The 18,273-nt window shown below is 40.8% G+C and carries 14 protein-coding genes; 7 read left to right on the top strand and 7 right to left on the bottom strand.

The annotated features are described in order from the left end of the window. Positions 1 to 85: 85 nt before the first annotated feature. The 4 genes from JJN12_RS11840 (at position 86) to JJN12_RS11825 (ending at position 7,072) form a co-directional block, all read left to right on the top strand. A complete protein-coding gene (locus JJN12_RS11840) occupies positions 86 to 1,456 on the top strand; it encodes an MATE family efflux transporter (RefSeq protein ID WP_236013780.1) in 1,371 nt (456 codons plus the stop codon). Positions 1,457 to 1,525: 69 nt separating this feature from the next. Beyond that, positions 1,526 to 3,556: a methyl-accepting chemotaxis protein gene (locus JJN12_RS11835; protein ID WP_208429882.1), complete on the top strand. Its 2,031-nt coding sequence runs from the start codon at positions 1,526 to 1,528 to the stop codon at positions 3,554 to 3,556. Positions 3,557 to 3,669: 113 nt separating this feature from the next. Then, a complete protein-coding gene (locus tag JJN12_RS11830) occupies positions 3,670 to 5,775 on the top strand; it encodes a methyl-accepting chemotaxis protein (RefSeq protein ID WP_208429881.1) in 2,106 nt (701 codons plus the stop codon). Between the two features lie 313 nt (positions 5,776 to 6,088). Beyond that, the gene (locus JJN12_RS11825) at positions 6,089 to 7,072 is read left to right on the top strand and encodes a diaminopimelate dehydrogenase (protein ID WP_208429880.1); all 984 of its coding nucleotides are present in this window, start codon (positions 6,089 to 6,091) and stop codon (positions 7,070 to 7,072) included. Positions 7,073 to 7,692: 620 nt separating this feature from the next. On the opposite strand, the gene JJN12_RS11820 is transcribed toward JJN12_RS11825, so the two are convergent. The 7 genes from JJN12_RS11820 to murC form a co-directional block, all read right to left on the bottom strand. After that, positions 7,693 to 8,520 (bottom strand): GDSL-type esterase/lipase family protein, encoded by an 828-nt coding sequence (locus JJN12_RS11820; RefSeq protein ID WP_208429879.1) that lies wholly within the window; start codon positions 8,518 to 8,520, stop codon positions 7,693 to 7,695. After that, a complete protein-coding gene (locus JJN12_RS14415; protein ID WP_208429878.1) occupies positions 8,517 to 10,052 on the bottom strand; it encodes a sensor domain-containing diguanylate cyclase in 1,536 nt (511 codons plus the stop codon). The genes JJN12_RS11820 and JJN12_RS14415 overlap by 4 nt, the downstream gene beginning before the upstream one ends. A gap of 240 nt (positions 10,053 to 10,292) precedes the next feature. Beyond that, the gene (locus tag JJN12_RS11810; protein WP_208429877.1) at positions 10,293 to 10,463 is read right to left on the bottom strand and encodes a DUF362 domain-containing protein; all 171 of its coding nucleotides are present in this window, start codon (positions 10,461 to 10,463) and stop codon (positions 10,293 to 10,295) included. 158 nt (positions 10,464 to 10,621) lie between these two features. Continuing rightward, positions 10,622 to 11,791 (bottom strand): ribose-phosphate pyrophosphokinase, encoded by a 1,170-nt coding sequence (locus JJN12_RS11805; protein WP_208429876.1) that lies wholly within the window; start codon positions 11,789 to 11,791, stop codon positions 10,622 to 10,624. Positions 11,792 to 11,857: 66 nt separating this feature from the next. Then, positions 11,858 to 12,856 carry an ATP-binding protein gene (locus tag JJN12_RS11800; RefSeq protein ID WP_208429875.1) on the bottom strand — a complete coding sequence of 333 codons (999 nt, stop codon included), beginning with the start codon at positions 12,854 to 12,856 and terminating at the stop codon, positions 11,858 to 11,860. A 132-nt stretch (positions 12,857 to 12,988) separates the two neighbouring features. Further along, positions 12,989 to 14,074 (bottom strand): DnaD domain protein, encoded by a 1,086-nt coding sequence (locus tag JJN12_RS11795; RefSeq protein WP_208429874.1) that lies wholly within the window; start codon positions 14,072 to 14,074, stop codon positions 12,989 to 12,991. Positions 14,075 to 14,320: 246 nt separating this feature from the next. Then, positions 14,321 to 15,730, bottom strand: a complete 1,410-nt coding sequence (gene murC / locus JJN12_RS11790) for a UDP-N-acetylmuramate--L-alanine ligase (RefSeq protein ID WP_208429873.1) — start codon at positions 15,728 to 15,730, stop codon at positions 14,321 to 14,323. A 389-nt stretch (positions 15,731 to 16,119) separates the two neighbouring features. Here murC and spoVG point away from each other — a divergent pair, with 389 nt between their 5' ends. The 3 genes from spoVG to pth all read left to right on the top strand — a co-directional run bounded on the left by spoVG (position 16,120) and on the right by pth (position 18,266). Next, positions 16,120 to 16,404 carry a septation regulator SpoVG gene (spoVG, locus tag JJN12_RS11785; protein ID WP_208429872.1) on the top strand — a complete coding sequence of 95 codons (285 nt, stop codon included), beginning with the start codon at positions 16,120 to 16,122 and terminating at the stop codon, positions 16,402 to 16,404. A gap of 92 nt (positions 16,405 to 16,496) precedes the next feature. After that, positions 16,497 to 16,970, top strand: coding sequence for a hypothetical protein (locus JJN12_RS11780; protein WP_208429871.1), 474 nt, complete (start codon positions 16,497 to 16,499; stop codon positions 16,968 to 16,970). Between the two features lie 717 nt (positions 16,971 to 17,687). Continuing rightward, a complete protein-coding gene (gene pth, locus JJN12_RS11775) occupies positions 17,688 to 18,266 on the top strand; it encodes an aminoacyl-tRNA hydrolase (protein WP_208429870.1) in 579 nt (192 codons plus the stop codon). Positions 18,267 to 18,273: the final 7 nt, after the last annotated feature.

The following is an 18,273-nucleotide window of genomic DNA, read 5'->3' as shown; positions in this document are numbered from 1 at the left end:
ATATAAGTAAGTAACGAAGCTTTGTGAGAAGCCTTTGAATAATGTGTTGTGGGTGTAAAAGATAATAGATTATATAAGAGGTGTTATGAGCATAGGATTAAAGATGTCAAAGGATCAAAAGAAGTTTTATAGGGCGCTTTTTGCTTTGGTTATCCCTATTACTATTCAGAATTTCATTTCCAATGCAGTAAACTCTGCTGACGTATTCATGCTTGGCTATGTAGGTCAGGAGGAGCTTGCAGCCGTCTCCCTAGCCAATCAGTTCCAGTTTCTGCTCTGGGGCTTCTTTTTTGGCATAAACTCAGGAGTAACCATGCTTGGAAGCCAGTACTGGGGAAAGAAGGATACGGATTCGATACAGGCGGTTATGGGAATCGCCATTAAGATATCTATAGTTATTACTCTCATTCTTTCCTTTGGTGCAGTGGTTTTGCCGAGAGAGCTGATGAGGATATATACCAATGATGAAAAGCTTATAGAAATAGGTGCATCTTATCTTAGTATAGTAGGCATATCATATGTTCTTATGAGCTTCTCACAGGTCTATATGTCTACAGTTAGGAGTATGGAAAGGGTAAAGATAAGTACCATTATAAGCTCCACAGCACTTATATTAAATGTGACCCTCAATGCGGTATTTATATTTGGCTTCCTTGGACTTCCAAGACTTGGAGTGGTAGGAGTCTCCCTTGCTACCCTTATCTCCAGAGTGGTTGAGACTGCGCTCTGTGTGATAGATGCAGGGAAGGCGAGGGTGTTTAAGATAAACCTGAGGCTGATGTTTGGGCATCACGCACTGCTATTTAAGGACTTTGTAAAATATGCCACACCTGCCCTTTGTAATGACCTCCTTTGGACAGTTGCCTTTTCTACCTATGCAATCATTATGGGACACATGAATGCTGATATGGTTGCCGCCAATGCGGTCGCAAGCACAGTGCGTGAACTCTGTGCCATAGTATGTTTTGCAATTGCAGGAGGTGCCTCAGTCCTGCTGGGAATCAAAATCGGTGAAGGCAGGATGGAAGAGGCGAAAAAATATGCCACCTACTCATGTAAAACAACTTTTATAATTGGTATAATTACGGGGTTAATTATTTTGGCAATTCGTCCGATAGTATTCATGGGATTTAATCTGAGTGAACAGGCACACGATTATCTTAGCATCATGCTTTTCATAAGCTCGTACTATGTGCTTGGTCAGGCGATGAATACTCTCCTTATAGCCGGAATATTCAGGGCAGGCGGAGATTCGCGCTTTGGACTTATCTGCGACACTATAACTATGTGGGCAGTATCGGTTCCGCTCGGCTTTTTTAGTGCGTTTGTACTAAAATTACCGCCAATGGTGGTTTACTTCATCCTTTGCCTCGATGAATTTTGGAAGATTCCTGTGGTTTACAAACACTACAAGAGCTTAAAATGGCTGAAGAACATAACCAGAGATTTGGAATGATTAAATCTACTTCTATCAATCTTTTTATTTGAACTAATCAAATTTAACTCAAGGAGGATGTTAAAAAGAATGAAAAAGAAGAAGGGATTTAGAAGCATAAAAAGCCTTATTGTATTAGGCAGCTTCGTCATTGTAACTATTATTTGCGCTATCATGCTAATTGTAAGCTCGATACTCTCAAGAGATGCATTTAGAGTACAGGTAGAGTCTGACATGCAGACACTGGCGCAGGAGACTTCTGAAAAGCTTGTTAAGGATATTGAGCACACGGAAGCAATCGTAAAAGAGTTAGCAGCCAATCCTATGCTTACAAGTAAAGAGTATTCCTGGAAAGAGATTGCAGCCTTCTACGAGAAGAGGGCAAAAGAGACAGGATTTAACCTCTTTTTCACAGTTAAGCCTAATGGTAAGGGTATCAACCTTACACAGGGTGCAGAAAAATTTGACGTAGCTGATACAGAGTATTTTAAGCAGTCAATCAAGGAAAAGACATATACAAGCTCCATTATCGATGACGTTGTTACAGGCGGTAAGATTATAGTTGTATCAACTCCTTACTATGACTTAAAGACCAATAAGCTCTTAGGCGTATTTGCAGGTATTATGAGTACAGACTTTATATCCAAGCTTTGCTCTGACTTTAAGTGGGGCGAATCAGGTAATATAGCAGTGTATGACAGAAATGCCAACATAGTAGGCCACACAAAGCCTGAGATAGTAGAGAGCAGATTAAACCTTGTAGAGAAAGCTAAGACAGATCCTGACTATGTATCTGTAGCTGAGTTCTTCAAGGGTCAGGTAGACAGCAATACAAACGGTATAGGTACCTATAAGTGGTTTGGTAAGAACAGAATCGGTGCCATTAACATAATTGAGGGCAGAGACTTTGTTACACTTGTTGCCGTAAATGAGGATGAAGTATTTACCAATATGAACAACCTACAGGTTAAGCTTATATTTGTAATAGCCTTACTTGTTGTATTTGGTATGATTATTATGTACTTTGCTTTCGCTATTCCGATTGCAAGGGCATTTAACAGCTTTAAGACAGACCTTTTACATATATCAAACTATGACTTAACCAAAGAACCTACAAAGGACTACTCAGGAAGACGTGATGAAGTGGGTGACATCTACAGAGCTGAGATGACTCTGAAGGAGAATATAGTTCAGATAATTACGGGCATTTCTGCTCACGCACAAAATACTGCGGCTACTGCTGAGGAGCTCTCAGCTACAGCCCAGTCTACATCTGCTACAGCAGATGAGGTTGCAAATGCAGTAAACAACATTGCAAGCGGTGCTGCCAGCCAGGCTGAGGATACCCAGAATGCAACAAAGAATGTAGAGCACTCAAATGAGCTTCTTAGCCATATGATGACAGTGCTTGATGAGTTAAATGAATCCACAGAGCTCATCAATGACAAGAAGGAAGAGGGAAGTAAGAGCCTTAAGGAATTGTCGGCTGCAACCACTAAGGTCACAACTTCTTCAGAGGAAATTGCAGCAATCATAGCTCAGACAGATGAAAGTGCAGACAAGATATCAAGCGCAAGCGATATGATTCAGTCTATCTCTGACCAGACTAACTTACTTGCATTAAATGCAGCCATAGAGGCAGCAAGGGCAGGTGAGGCAGGAAAGGGCTTTGCGGTAGTTGCTGAGGAAATCAGAAAGCTTGCAGAGCAGTCGGCAGGATTTACAGGCGAGATCAAAGAGACAATCAATGGACTTCAGGAGCAGACCAAGAAGGCTGTTGAGACTATGGACTTCACTAGAGAAGCCGTTTCTGAGCAGGAGAAGAAGCTAAAGGAGACCGGCGATAAGTTCGGCGAGATATCTGAGGCTGTAGAAAAGAGCAAGGGTATAGTTGGAGAAATCTCTGATGAAGCTAAGAACATATTTAAGGACAATGAGACCATCACTCAGGTTGTGGAGAACCTATCAGCTATAGCCGAGGAGAATGCTGCAACGACAGAGGAGGTATCGGCTTCTGTAGATACACAGGTTCAGTCCATACAGGATATATCTGATGCAAGTGAGAACCTTGCTGAGATTGCAACTGAATTACAGAGTGAAGTATCTAAGTTCATCATCTAATTACGGACATACTTATTAGGATTGCTACAAATTAGGCTTAGCAATCCTAATTATATGGTGTCGGAGACTTTTGACACCTATATATATCAATTTATAAAAGGAGGAGTGCATATATGCGCTTAAAAAAGAATAAGAGCAATAAACTAAACAGTCTTGGCGCTAAAGTCGGACTACTTATTTCCCTCATACTCTTGGTAGTATTAGGAGGAAAGTCGGCATTTGATATTTTCACGCAGTATGAAAGTACAACTGCGATGACACGCAATGTCCAGCTTGAGGAGGCTAAGAGCCTTGCACATAAGCTTGAAACCAAATTTGCAAGTACCTACCAGGTGGGATATGACTTACAGGCTATCATAGGTAACACTGTAGCCAACATCCCAAAAGAGAGAAGAAGCAGAGATCTTATTATCAGCAACGCCCAGGTTATACTTAAGAATAATGAAGATATAACAGGTGTAGGTGTGTACTTTGAGCCAAATAAGTTTGATAACAAGGATGCTGAAAAGGGAAGATTTTCCCATTATATCCTAAAAGAAGGCGATAAGACAGAGGTATACGAAGAGGATACAGACGGTCCATGGTATGCTAATACCTTAAAGGAAAAGAAGGTAATAGTACTTAATCCATTTAAGGATGGGGATGGAAAGCTTAAGACTTCATACTGCTTCCCTATACTTTCAGGAGATGAAGCAATAGGTGTACTCGTTGTAGATATGTCAGTTAACGATATACAGGATGAGCTGAAGAAGGAGTCAATAGGTCCTGACGATTACAAGTGTCTTCTTACAGACAAGGGTATATATGTAGGTAATGCGCTTGATGACAAGATGTTGTTATTCAACCTCTTTGAAGCAGTTCCTGCGGCAAAAGAAGGCATAGATAAGGCAATACAGAATGGCTACGATATATCACAGGGTACCATAGCAGGTACAGGTGAGCCAGGTGAGTTCATCCATGTTCCTGTTAACCTCAAAGGTGTGGATACCAAGTGGGTGTTTGAGGCTGTTACATCTATTGATTATCTCATGAAGGATGTAAGAACATCAATGGCTATCAACATCATATTCAGTGTTCTTGTTATCCTTGGCATGGGTATATTCATCATCCTTCTCCTGATCAATAAGGTTGTTAAGCCTCTTTCAGCCATTGATAAGGCGATGGAAAAGATATCAGGTTACAACCTTGATGTAGCTGAAGAAGCTGCAAAGGTTGCAAAGTATAGAAATAACAAGGATGAAGTTGGAAACCTCGTACGCTCTATAGACACAATGGTTAAGAACCTTGTAGGCATTGTTGGAGAGATATCCGCACATGCTCAGAATACCGCGGCTATGGCAGAGGAGCTTACAGCTACTTCCCAGTCAGCTGCTGAGTCCTCAGGAGAGGTTTCACAGGCGGTTAACAACATCGCAGAAGGTGCTACAAGCCAGGCTAGTGATACCCAGAGCGCGGCTATGTCCGTAGAGGAATCAGGCAATGTATTAAACGGCATGATTACTGAGGTTGGAGAGCTTTCAAAGTCTATGGAGAGCATTGACAGCCTTAAGAATGACAGTAACCGTATCATGGATGAGCTTGTCAAGATAACTAACGAGAATAAAGAGATATCTGAAAAGGTTGAGGGAGTTATTGTTGAGACCAACAGTGCTACCGAGACAATCGCAAAGGCAAGTGAGATGATACAGTCTATCTCAGACCAGACCAACCTTCTTTCTCTTAATGCCGCTATTGAGGCTGCAAGAGCAGGTGAGATGGGTAAGGGCTTTGCAGTAGTAGCTGATGAGGTAAGGTCACTTGCTGAGGAGTCTGCTAAGTTTACAGGAGAAATCAGAGCAATCATCGATGAGCTTAAGAAGAAGTCAAAAGAAGCTGTTGATATGATTAAGATGTCTAATGACATGATAGACAAGCAGAGTGATAAGGTAAAGGAAACAGGCGAGAAGTTCGTAGAGATATCAAAAGAGCTTGAAGAGAGCAAGAGAATTGTTGAGAATATCAATGAATCCTCTGTTAAGATTCAGAATGAGAACAGCAATGTAATCAGAGTAGTTGAGAATCTTTCTGCAATAGCTGAGGAGAATGCTGCTACAACTGAAGAAGCAGCCGCCTCCGTGGATACACAGGTTCAGGCAATCAATGATATATCACAGGCTTCTGAGAACCTTGCTGATATAGCAACACAGTTACAGTCTGAGGTATCAAAGTTCATGCTGTAATCTAAAATAATTATAAAAGGCTGCCACATGGTCGGGAATCATCGTATATTTCCCGGTGTGGCAGCTTTATTATTTGACAGGAAATTTCTCCGAAATTACCTGCCGCATAATAATCTCTCCTAGGGATGCACACCTTTCGGCAGAGAAATTTGCCTTACGGCACCGCTCGCTCACGAAGTGTGTGCGAGCACATACTTTTTTACTTGAATGATGTGGGTGTCAAAAGATAAAAAATTCTTGCACTTTAATACTCGTTGTGCTACAATCCCCTCTATCAAAAATTAATATTTATATACTATATAAGGAGGCAGTCATGAGTATAAGAATAGGAATACTAGGTTATGGTAATCTATCAAGAGGTGTAGAAAGTGCTATAGCGCAGAACCCTGATATGGAGCTTGTTGCCGTATTTACAAGAAGAAATCCTGAGAGCCTTAAAGTAAAGAGCGGTGTACCTGCTCTTAATGTATCTGAGCTTGAAAAGTATAAGGATAAGATAGATGTGCTTGTGCTTGGAGGAGGAAGTGCTACTGACCTTCCTGCCCAGACACCTGAGTATGTGAAGCACTTCAATGTGGTGGACAGCTTTGATACCCACGCCAGGATACCTGAGCATTTTGAAAATGTTGATAAGGCCGCAAAGGCAGCAGGTAAGGTAGGAATCATCTCAGTGGGCTGGGATCCGGGTATGTTCTCCTTACTTAGAATGATATCTACCTCCGTACTTCCTGAGGGTGAGAACTACACCTTCTGGGGGAAGGGAGTGAGCCAGGGACATTCTGATGCCATAAGAAGGATAAAGGGAGTAAAGGATGCAAGGCAGTACACCATACCTGTAGAAGAGGCTGTAAACAGGGTAAGAAAGGGCGAGAATCCTACTCTTACTACCAGAGAGAAGCATACAAGAGAATGCTTTGTAGTAGTGGAGGAAGGTGCAGATAAGGCGGCTATTGAGAGTGAAATAGTAAATATGCCAAATTATTTTAGTGACTACGATACTACAGTTCATTTCATATCTGCTGAGGAGATGGAAAGAGACCACAAGGGACTGCCTCATGGCGGCTTCGTACTTAGAAGCGGTGTAACAGGCTTTGATAAAGAGAATAAGCACATCATTGAGTACAGCCTTAAGCTTGATTCCAATCCTGAGTTTACCGGCTCAGTTATAGCGGCTTATGCCAGGGCTGCATATAAGCTAAGCAAAGAGGGAGTAAGCGGCTGCAAGAGTGTATTTGACATTGCACCTGCATACCTCAGCCCTCTTAGTGGCGAAGAGTTAAGAAGGACTATGCTGTAACCAGATATTTTTATTACACGCATCTCTTAAAGGCTAAAGAACAATAACGTACATAATCCCCTGCAGGATACAGGCTTAGATATCTGTACCCGCAGGGGATTTTACTAAGTTGATAGATATATATTCTGATATTATATATAATAATCAAATAATATACGCAATAATATACATTATAAACAATTAGTTTCTAATTAATTAAAAAATATTTTAAAATAGTGTTGACAAATAAAAACTAATGTGATATAGTGGAGACAACAAAGAAAGAAGCAAACATAACAGCTGATAAGAAAAGGTCAGCAAGTATAAAATATTAAAAAGATGGGTGGTGTTTCCAATGCACAGTTTAAGCAGAAGTATAAAGGAAATGGATAATGAAGTGAGTTTAGTTTAAGTTAGTTAAACATAGATTGAACAGAAACCATTTGCTTAATAACATAATCGTAACTATTGAAATATGCGAAAGTGAGGTACAGTCCACCAGCAACATAAATGACGGCAACATGCGGATTACCGGATGATTAATAAAATCTATGAGATGGGCTCTCTGTAGTTGAGGGCTCATCTTTCTTTGTATATCACAATGAAAATAGGGATTTGCAAAAGCAAATCCCTAAAATATATCATTCTACAGGCAGCCCATGTGCAAGCAGGTAATCACACCACGCCGCATAGTCACTGCTGTTTAAGTGAAGTCCGTCATTGGAATAGAGGCTGTCAAGATAGCCTTCATAGTCTGAAAATACGGAGAACACATCGAGGTATATAAGGCTCTTACCGTCACATCTCGACTTTAAGAGCTCGTTTCTAGCCAGTACACTTGCATTGTTGTAGTGGTACGGGTCACCCAGTTCCTTATTCTTTGTAACTCCAAGTATAGACTGAATATAGATGACTGCATTAGGCTGTAATTCCTGTATCTGCCTGATTGCATCAAAGAACTGCGCCTCAAAGTCTTCGATAGGGACTATAGCCGCATCATTTACACCTATCATTATATAAATCTTTTTGTACTGTCTCTGAAGCAGTGTCTGAGTAAGTGTAAGTCCGGTCTCTTCATCAAGAGCAGGATAAATGAAAAATGAATTGACACTTATGCCTGTCTTTGCAAAGTAGGAAGAGTTAGTGAAGCTTCCAAAGGCTCTAAGGCCTACTGTACGGCTGTCTCCGAGGAAGAGGGCATCATCAAAGTAGGAGATGTCCACAGGACCAAGCTCAGGCTCTCCTGTTACCGAGGAGGAAGTAGCTGGAGTGGACGAGATTAAAGCGGATGACTTATCATTTTTACCATCCTCTTTTTTATCTTTCGTCTCATCCTTTGTGTCTTCGGACACATCCTGATTAAGTGATGCATTGATTATCTGATAAGCCTTAAATCCTACCAGGGCAATAAGCTCTAACAGAACGGTTATCAAAAGTGCAATTAGTATTACTTTTATTTTCTTTTTCATACGCTCTTTTTAGAATTCTCAATAAGCTCCTTACTATATTCCGGTTCAGCTCCGGTCTGGCTCTCATGATAAAGGGTTGCCTGATTACGTCCCTTTTTCTTTGAGGTATATAGCGCAATATCAGCCTTTTCAACTACCTTATTAAGCGGAAGCCCTGCTTCTATGGCGGCTATGCCGGCACTAAGGGTGATATGCATCCTCTTACCTGTCTCAGTCTCGGCTAACTCTAAGGAGAGAACTTTTATTTTCTCAAGAGGGTCAGCTACAGTGGAGAAGAACACGCCTATGAACTCGTCTCCGCCCCATCTTCCTATGAAGCCCTCGTGGTCGACACAGTCCCCCAGCTTGTCGGAGAGGAAGGAGAGAGCCTCGTCCCCGGCAGCGTGCCCTAAGGTGTCGTTGATAGTCTTAAAAAAGTCTATATCTATCAGGAAGAGATGACCGCCCTCAAGCAGGCTCTGCTTTGAAAAGTACTCAAATCTCGCCATAAAGGACTTGCGGTTCATAATCTTGGTTAGCTCGTCAAGGGTGGCAAGTGAGATAATCTGGTTGCGGTATTGCGATATAGTATTTATTATAACAGCAATCATCAGTAAAAGCAAAACTGCTAACATGGCAAGCTGTAGTGCGAGCTGGGTGATGGTTGCCCTTATTATCGAATCCCCGCTTCCGTATATTATCAGATACCAGTTAAAAGCCCCAAGATATCTGATTTCACAGAAATGCTTACTTGTTACTAAGCCCCCGTCGCTTATCCATTTTCTGGTGACGGCTCCTTCTAAAGGGAGAGGCTTGGTTTCAATATTTTGGAATATACCGCCCTCATTAAATATGTTTGTACCCTTAGGAAGTGCAGAGTCTTTGGATATCATTATGTTACCTTCAAGGTCTGAAAAGGCAACTCCAACATTGTACTCGTTGCCAATTTCTACTATGCTTCTCTCAACCACTCCAAGATTGATATTCATGCCTATAGCACCCAGAGTCTTACCATTCTCACCTATGAGCTTGTACATAATGAGCAGGGATACATTATCAGAGTCAGCACTTGGCTTAAAAGGATTGAGGCTGAACTTGTACTGGAGGTTAGAGTCTAAAAAGTCAAATATCCACCTATCCTCAGCATTTTGAGAGGACATCTTAAGGTTCACGCTGTCTTGATAATATATCTTTTCAGTGTTTTTTGAGGCATAAAAAAGAAAGTTATAGTTATTTCCTTCCTGATATGTCTTTAAGTAGTTGTAGAGCTTGTTTATATAATCTGAGTCGTTGGCGTGGTTTGTCTCCTTTTCAGCCCAGTCAATGACAAAGGAGTTTCCCGCCATTATCTTTGCCGCTGATACGGAGCTCATCATGCTTTCATCTATGTTGCTTATAAGGTTCATGGCTGACATATCAGTTATCTGCTCTACAAAAGCCCTGGTATTCTTAAAGCCTGACACTGTAAACATAATGGCGCTTGCCGCAAATGCTACAACGATAACAACACAGATAAGTATAATCTGTCTGGAAGAGTTCAATTTATTATTCATATATTCTCCTCTTTACGCATGCCGTCAGAAAACTCTGCAGGGCACACCAATACACCCTCTATTTTGCCATATTTTAGAGGGAAAGTAAACATAAAAGTATTTGATGTCATATTATACAGGATTGTTATAGCCTCGCAGCACAAGCTCCTGTATCATGTATATCGGAGAAAATATGTAATTAGATAAGAATAAAAAAGCACCAAGTCAAATCGACTTAGTGCCTTTTATGGTAATTAAAATTTATTCCTGAGTAATAGCTCCTGTTGGGCAAGCTTCCTCGCAAGCACCACAGTCTATACAAGCAGAAGCATCTACTTCATAATGCTCTGAACCTTCTGAAATACATTCAACAGGACAAACTGAAGCGCAAGCTCCGCAATTGATGCATTCATCACTAATTACATGTGCCATGACATTACCTCCTTTAAAAATTATATACGCAGTTACAGTATACATTTTTTTAGAAGGTTTTACAAGTAAATTTTATCAAAAAAGTCAACAATTTGATAAAAAATCAGTTAATTTAGAAAATGAGTATTATTTTCAAAAATGAAATATTGGAGCAAAGGCTAAATCTGGCCGTATTTCTCAAGTATCTGCTTGATTCTGTCAGTTGGACTGAGAAGCTCGCTGATAGAAGCGTCATGGTTTAACTTATCTATAATGAGGGCAACATACTTGCTCATATCCGCACTTATATAGTAAGGCCGCTTAAGCAGCTCAGGAGTCTGGTATACAAGGTTCGTTGTGATAACCTTGTGAATGAGTCCGTCTTCATAGGCCATATCAAACTTCTCCAGTCCGTCAGTAAAGAGGCCAAAGGTAGAGGCTACGAAGATTCTTCCTGCATTCCTTTTCTTAAGCTCACTTGCCACGTCTAGCATACTTTCGCCGGAAGAAATCATATCATCAACTATGATTACATCTTTTCCATCAAGCTTTCTTCCAAGATATTCGTGAGCAACTATAGGGTTCTTGCCATTTACTACTGTAGCATAGTCACGGCGTTTATAGAACATACCTACGTCCACTCCGAGAACGCCTGCGAAGTACACTGCACGGTTCATAGCACCCTCGTCAGGACTTATTATCATCATGTTATCTGCATTCATCTTGATGTCAGGCACGTTTTTAAGTATTGCCTTGATGAACTGGTAGGTAGGCATGATTGTATCGAAGTTGTTGAGAGGAATAGCATTCTGCACCCTAGGATCGTGTGCATCAAAAGTGATTATACTGTCAACGCCCATGTGTACAAGCTCTTGCAGTGCTACTGCACAGTCAAGAGATTCTCTGCTGGAACGCTTATGCTGGCGGCCTTCATAGAGGAAAGGCATGATTACTGTTATTCTGTGTGCCTTGCCTGCACAGGCCTGTATCACGCGCTTAAGGTCCTGATAATGGTCGTCAGGAGACATATGGTTCTCGTAACCAAACATATTGTAGGTAATACTGTAGTTACATACATCAACAAGGATATAAATATCCAGTCCTCTTACAGTGTTGGATATTGCACATTTTGCCTCTCCGCTTCCAAAACGGGGGCAAACAGCATCAACGTGGTAAGATTCTCTCCTATAGCCTGAAAAGGCAAGGGAGGAAGTATGTTCGTTGTCTCTTCCGTTTCTCCAGTCTACGATATAGTCCTCAACGGCGCTGCCAAGCTTTGCGCAGCCTTTCAGTGAAACGATACCAAGAGGGCCCACGGGGATAGTCTCGATATAATCTTCTTTTGGCATTGTTCTTCTCCTTATCTAAAAGATAAAATATAGGGTGTATGATTATCACCATCAGGTGGTTAATCCTTATAAAGCCATACGGATATCGGCTCCGGTCAGTTTTAGAAATTTGTAATGCTTGATAAGCCTTGAGAATACTCTGTCACTGTAATTTGCCTTTATATGGGCAGGACTAAGGTTTGAAGATATGATGGTTGGCTTATTGCTTAGAATCCGCTCATTTAAGCAGTCAAACAGCTTTGAATTGGTAAAGGTGTTTGCAAGCTCAGTCCCCATATCATCAAGTACAAGTAAATCACAGTCAAATATAGGCTCTACCTCAGGTATTTTCTCAACGTCATCGGCATCGCCTCTTCTAAAGGTATTCTTCTCAAATATATTAAAAAACCTATACGCAGTCAAAAACACTACAGAGTGTCCGCTCTGTATAAGTGAATTGGCGAGTGCAGAGGTAAGGAAGGTCTTTCCCACGCCAACACCTCCGTAGATAACAAAGTTTCGTGAACAGCTGTCATAGTCGTCTGCCATAGCCTTAAGTAAAGCATAGGCCGTGAGGGCATTTTCCCTGGATGAAGCCTCGGTATCAGAGTCATAATCATCGGGGGAGTAGTAGTCCGCCCTAAAGTTCTTGAAGTCTGCACTCTCATCGGCCATTAGGTATATACTTTGTCTGGTATGTGCAAGCCTTGCCGATATAGCCTTAAAGCAGTCACATTTTACTCCGTCAACAAAGCCTGTATCCTTACAGAGAGGGCAGGTATATATCTGATTCAGATATGTCTTATCAAAGCCTCCCGCTATAAGCAGTTCCTCTTTTTTCTTGGCAAGCCTTGCCACCTTTTTATCAAGCTCTTCTTTAGAGGAGGCATAGCTTTCATTTGAAAGAAAGAGAGCTTCCTTGGCAAGGTTAGAGAAGTCGGTTATAACTTCATCCTCAAGCTCTTTAATCTCGGGTATCTTATCATATACCTCTTTTGTGCGGTTATGAAGAAGTTCGGCATTTTCATAGCGTATGCTGTCGTACTCACGCATAACTGCTTCATAATCTGAGTTAGTAAGTCCCATAAAACCACCTTAATATTATAAAAAATTTGCCAATTATTCAAGTAAAAATCCCTACAATTATTGGGGATATTTATATTAAATTTATGCAATTATTGAGGCTTATCCACCGGATAGACAGTGTATAGATTGCGGCTACGCCTTTTTTAAGAGCTTTTTGGTTATGTCTGCCATCTCTTCCCCGCTGTAGCTTCTCTGCTCGAAGTTGTTGAAGCGGTTGTTAAGAGGCTTTGGCGAGTTATCCATGACCACGTGCAGATTCTGCTTAGTCATATAGTAAAGCTTGTCATCCTCTGCGACGCCGTCAAGGTCTTTTATTCCCTTTGCAAACCATTTCTTAAGTACACTTTCTGCATAGCTAAAGCTTGGCTTGTTAAGGGTTAAAATGGCACGGTTACAAGCCTCGGCAACCATTTCTTCTGACATCTTGTACTCGTGGAACCATCTGTCTATGTACTGCTGCTCGGAGGTGCCAGGAAGCCTTGTAAGGCCAAAGGACTTCATCACAAGTGAGTTCTCCTTATTGAAGGTCTTTGCCTCTATCTGTGCAGCTTCTACGGTTCTTATATTCTTCTCAGCCCAAGCGAGGGCAACCTTTTGGATATAGCTGAATCTGCTTTTTTCCCGGGTAAGGCAGCAGTATTCGTAGAGATAGCTTATAAGCTCTGCACTAAAACCAAGCTTTTCATTAAGATCGCAGATAAAGTCTATCTCTGAGCCTGAAAGTGTCCTGCCTGCATACTTTCCGGCGGCCGCTATAACCTGCTTTAGGTCAAAGTCACAGCCTGTCTCTTCCTCTTCTTCGTATGTGAATAAAGAGAGAGGTTCATTAGCACTTCCTTCTTCCGGATTTATTTCCTTAGCCTTTATTTCTTCTGCCTTTGCCTCTCCTGCGGCAGGCGTGGTTTCAGCCTCATAGTCGGAAATAGACGGATCGGATATGCTTATTGAAGTAATGGTGTTTTTATCCGTTCTTGTAACCTTAAATACCCCCTGCTTCTCCCAATAATTGATGGAGCGGATTACATCTCTTTCGCTGTCGTCAAGGAAGTCACAGGCATTACTTATGGAAAAGCTCCTGTGATTCTTGGAGTAATACATAAGATAAAGATAAAACCTTATATGTGAAGCATTGGCATCATTAATAAAACGCTCTATAAAAGCGTTTGAAATAATGGTTGCATTCGTATTTACCGTTACATTTAGATTGATTTCCGACATGATTTTTCTCCCTCATTTGCTACTGTATAAGGAGTATATCACAAGATTATTTAAAATAAAATAGATGGGAAAATCAGGGGGATATAGGCAAAAAATGTGGATAATGTGGATGCTTTTGTGGATTGCTTGTTAAAAAGATGTTTTTAGACAAAATGGATGTGGATAAGTATGTGTAAAAGAACAAGAAAAATCCACAGCAAAAAAATTTTTAACGAATTTTTTGTTGTGGATAATGTGGATAAAAACTTAGCTAAGCATATTTTCCCCGACTTTTACTATATCTCCGGCACCCATGGTTATCAACAAATCACCGGGCTTACAGGTGTGGATAAGAAAATTTTCAACTTCGTCAAAAGTTTTGAAAAAATAAGCCTCGTGTCCGTTCTCAGACATTATCTCCCTTATGTTGTCAGAGGAAATATCTCCGGGATTCTCCTCTCTGGCAGCATAAATCTCAGCAAATACCACTATGTCCGCCATAGAGAGTACATCTGCAAACTCGTGGAGGAAGGTCTTGGTTCTGGAGTATAGATGAGGCTGGAAGGCAACTATGAGACGGTTATGCTTAACTCTCTTTGCGGCCTCAAGCGTAGCTCTTATCTCTGTAGGATGATGGGCATAGTCATCTACTATGGTGTAGCCGTCACGCTCTCCCTTGTACTGGAAGCGTCTCTCGGTTCCTGTGTAGTTCTTAATTCCCTCTTTAATCTTGTCAAGGGCTATTCCGTCTTTGTAAACTGTAGAAGGCTCTAGGGATGCGGCTATAACTGCAAGTGAGTTAAGTACATTGTGTTCACCGGTTACCGAAAGCTCGATAAGCCCCTTGTTTTCTCCTCTTACTATTAGCTCGTAGTGTGCATAGCCCAGCTCGTTGTAGGTAATATTTGCTGCGGTGTAATCAGGAGCCTTGCCATCTACAGAGCGTAAGCCGTACTGCACTACTCTGATGTTCTTATTTTGTATGAGGGCATTAAGGTCAGCTATCTCGTTATTGATAACTAAAAGCCCATTCTCAGGCAATAGGTCTATGAACTTCTTAAAGGAGAGTCTCTCGTTTTCAAGTGTGCCAAAGAAGTCCAGATGCTCCGCCTCTACATTAAGGACTATGGCAGTTGTAGGAGTGAAGCTAAGGAAGCTGTTTGCGTACTCGCAGGCCTCCATAATGAAGTTTTCAGACTTACCAAGTCTCATATTGCCGTGTATACCGCTTAATATGCCGCCTACTGATATAGTAGGGTCAAGGTCAGCCGCCAGATACACATAGGAGAGCATCGAGGTGGTGGTGGTCTTTCCGTGGGTACCTGCTACCGCCACAGCGTTCTTGTAATGACTCATAATCTGTCCGAGACAGTCAGCCCTGTCAAGCATAGGGATGCCAAGCTCCTTAACCCTCATAAACTCAGGGTTGTCTTCGTGGATGGCAGCAGTATAGACAACAAGTCCAATGTCAGGGGTGATATTTTCTGAGACCTGAGAGTAATATACCTTTATCCCAAGGCTTTCAAGCCTCTTTGTAACAGCTGATTCGTGTAAGTCTGAGCCCGATACCCTAAAGCCTTTGTCAAGAAAAAGCTCGGCTATACCGCTCATGCTTATACCGCCGATGCCTATGAAATGGACCGCTATAGAGTTGTTTTGTAAGTCTAATTTATACATGGTTCTACCTCTTTTATCTGTATTTGGCCTTTTATCCTAACCTTTAATTCATGACTTTATTATATCCGATATTTTTGTCATAGTATAGCATAAATGAATTTGGTTGGCAAAGAAATATAAAAGGCTGAAAGATAGCTTTTAAATGACCATATAGTCATTAAAATAACAAGAAATAGGCGAAAAATGAAAAAAATAACTAAAAAACGACATTAATATTTACAATTAATGCATAGAAACGCTAATAGAAATTTTACTAAAAATCTGTTATAATTATATTTAAAATTAGAGGGGCTTATAAAATTAAATATTGTTTTTCGGTCGGACTCTGATTTACAACTTAATCATCAGTGGCGGTTAGACTACACTGCCCGGGAGAGATAGGGGGTCATATGAATATTACAGACATCAGGATTAGAAAGGTTGCTAAGGAAGGCAAATTAAAAGCAGTAGCTTCCATAACAATTGACGGTGAGTTTGTGGTTCATGACATTAAGATTATTGACGGCGACAAAGGTCTGTTCATAGCTATGCCTAGCAGAAAGACCAATGATGGAGAATACCATGATATTGCTCACCCTATTAATTCGGAGACTAGAGAGAGATTGCAGAAGTCAATTGTAACAGAATATGAAAGTGGTAACTGGACAGAATTTCCTGTAAAGGAAGAGAGCTAAGAGTGAACATATTGAATAATATGTGATGGGAGGTCAGCAGACCTCTCATTTTTTAAAATTTTGTAAATCTTAGGGGGTGTTATACTTGAAATATGATGAAAATCAATTACAGAGTTGCTGATGCTGTTTTTTTAATCATAGTGTTTGTGGGTTTGAAAGTATTTGATAAATATATACTTGAAACACTTAAATATAATGAAAATTCAATTTTTATGGCTATAAGCGTTTCGTTAGTATTTTTAGGCATATACATTATTAGGTATTTTTTTAGACCATCGCATAAAGAAATAACACAGTTGAAACGAAGAGGGTGGAAAATTACAGGATATTATTCAAGCCTTTCGCTCAGCAATGAAGATATATATAATAAATCCTATAATATGTGGATTAAATATAGTTGCATATTACTTTTAACCCAGTTGTTTGGACTGCTGGTGTTATATGTACTGAATGGATGTTTTTTAACAAGCAGTATGTTTTTTGCTCATATTGCAATGGCTTGTATATCACAAGTTGCTGCCTGGATTATTACATTGAGGAGAGAGAAGAAGTTGTTGAATGAATAATAATAGTAAATTCTAAGTTGTAGGGCTGATGGGTTTGTTTGTTGACTAAGTTACGCCTCCACTAATAAATGTCCAGACTCGCTCCGGTTTTTCTGTAAGATGCTGCTTAAGAATAGTTCCGTTGACGAAAAACCTAATGCGCTCGCTTAGGCATTATTAGTTCCGGCTGTTTAATTGATGAATGATAACAAACAAATGCATCAGCCACATGGGAGCAGGTGGGGCTGGCTGTCTTTAATTTGGTATTCAGGGTGTTATTTGCATAAATTTAAGGTATCAGCTACGAATGATAAATTCTAAGCGAGCGCATTAGGCGGAGCGAAGCGGATGCCGGAGCGAGTCTGAAATGTTATCATTCGGAGCGTCACTTAGGTTAGTCTATATAACAACTCGACAAATTAGAATTTGTGACACCAATGGTGACATAAATTACTAAACTGAAACTTTAGGCAGATGTTGTAATCCCTGTAGAGCTATTATGGCTGGTGAATTGAAAAAGTAAGTTCGCATCTCGGCTTAAATATTTATATTCAGACTAAGAGTGGGACTTGCTTTTTCGAGTAATAGGTAGTTTTGTGGGAATTTATTGATTTGACATTTCTAAAAAAATTTGCTATACTTTTGGCGAATAGAAGGGTGTCCCACTACCATTAAAGGTGGAGCATTAAAGTAAGCAGAGAGGACAAACCTCTCTGCTTTTTTAGGAGAAGGAAATTTATGTATATAATAGCAGGACTAGGGAATCCGGACAGAAAATATGCAGGAACACGCCATAATATCGGCTTTGACGTAATTACTTATTTATCTGATAAATATGGTATTTCGCTCTCAAAGACAGGCTTTAAGTCAAAGCTTGGACAGGGCTTTATAGAGGGGGAGAAGGTTCTTCTTATGAAGCCCCAGACCTACATGAACCTATCAGGTGAGGCAGTGGGAGAGGCTGTTAACTTCTACAAGGTAGATGAGACTACTGAGCTAATCATCATACAGGATGACATAGACCTGGAGCCCGGCAATATCAGGATAAGGGTTAAGGGTAGTGCAGGAGGACATAATGGCATCAAGAGTATCATATCTCATCTTGGCGACAATGAATTCATCCGCCTAAAGCTCGGTGTGGGCGGAAAGCCTCAAGGAGGCGACCTTGCAGACCACGTGCTTTCAGGCTTTGACAGGGATACCGAGCCTCTTATAAGGAAGGTCATAGAAAATGCAGGGGCTGCCGTGCTTACCATAATGAAGGAAGGGGCAGAGGCAGCCATGAATAAGTATAACGGAATGAAGATCTCGGTATAAGGAGATA

Source organism: Catonella massiliensis (assembly GCF_016651435.1).
Classification (GTDB): Bacteria; Bacillota; Clostridia; order Lachnospirales; family Lachnospiraceae; genus Catonella; species Catonella massiliensis.
Note: the sequence above shows the minus strand (reverse complement) of the source record. Positions and strands in the feature narration are given on the sequence as shown.

Excerpts from the sequence above, each read along its gene's own strand:
- JJN12_RS11840 (WP_236013780.1), top strand. The coding sequence starts at position 86 with ATGAGCATAGGATTAAAGATGTCAAAGGATCAAAAGAAGTTTTATAGG.
- JJN12_RS11835 (WP_208429882.1), top strand. The coding sequence starts at position 1,526 with ATGAAAAAGAAGAAGGGATTTAGAAGCATAAAAAGCCTTATTGTATTA.
- JJN12_RS11830 (WP_208429881.1), top strand. The coding sequence starts at position 3,670 with ATGCGCTTAAAAAAGAATAAGAGCAATAAACTAAACAGTCTTGGCGCT.
- JJN12_RS11825 (WP_208429880.1), top strand. The coding sequence starts at position 6,089 with ATGAGTATAAGAATAGGAATACTAGGTTATGGTAATCTATCAAGAGGT.
- JJN12_RS11820 (WP_208429879.1), bottom strand. The coding sequence starts at position 8,520 with ATGAAAAAGAAAATAAAAGTAATACTAATTGCACTTTTGATAACCGTT.
- JJN12_RS14415 (WP_208429878.1), bottom strand. The coding sequence starts at position 10,052 with ATGAATAATAAATTGAACTCTTCCAGACAGATTATACTTATCTGTGTT.
- JJN12_RS11810 (WP_208429877.1), bottom strand. The coding sequence starts at position 10,463 with ATGGCACATGTAATTAGTGATGAATGCATCAATTGCGGAGCTTGCGCT.
- JJN12_RS11805 (WP_208429876.1), bottom strand. The coding sequence starts at position 11,791 with ATGCCAAAAGAAGATTATATCGAGACTATCCCCGTGGGCCCTCTTGGT.
- JJN12_RS11800 (WP_208429875.1), bottom strand. The coding sequence starts at position 12,856 with ATGGGACTTACTAACTCAGATTATGAAGCAGTTATGCGTGAGTACGAC.
- JJN12_RS11795 (WP_208429874.1), bottom strand. The coding sequence starts at position 14,074 with ATGTCGGAAATCAATCTAAATGTAACGGTAAATACGAATGCAACCATT.
- murC (WP_208429873.1), bottom strand. The coding sequence starts at position 15,730 with ATGTATAAATTAGACTTACAAAACAACTCTATAGCGGTCCATTTCATA.
- spoVG (WP_208429872.1), top strand. The coding sequence starts at position 16,120 with ATGAATATTACAGACATCAGGATTAGAAAGGTTGCTAAGGAAGGCAAA.
- JJN12_RS11780 (WP_208429871.1), top strand. The coding sequence starts at position 16,497 with ATGATGAAAATCAATTACAGAGTTGCTGATGCTGTTTTTTTAATCATA.
- pth (WP_208429870.1), top strand. The coding sequence starts at position 17,688 with ATGTATATAATAGCAGGACTAGGGAATCCGGACAGAAAATATGCAGGA.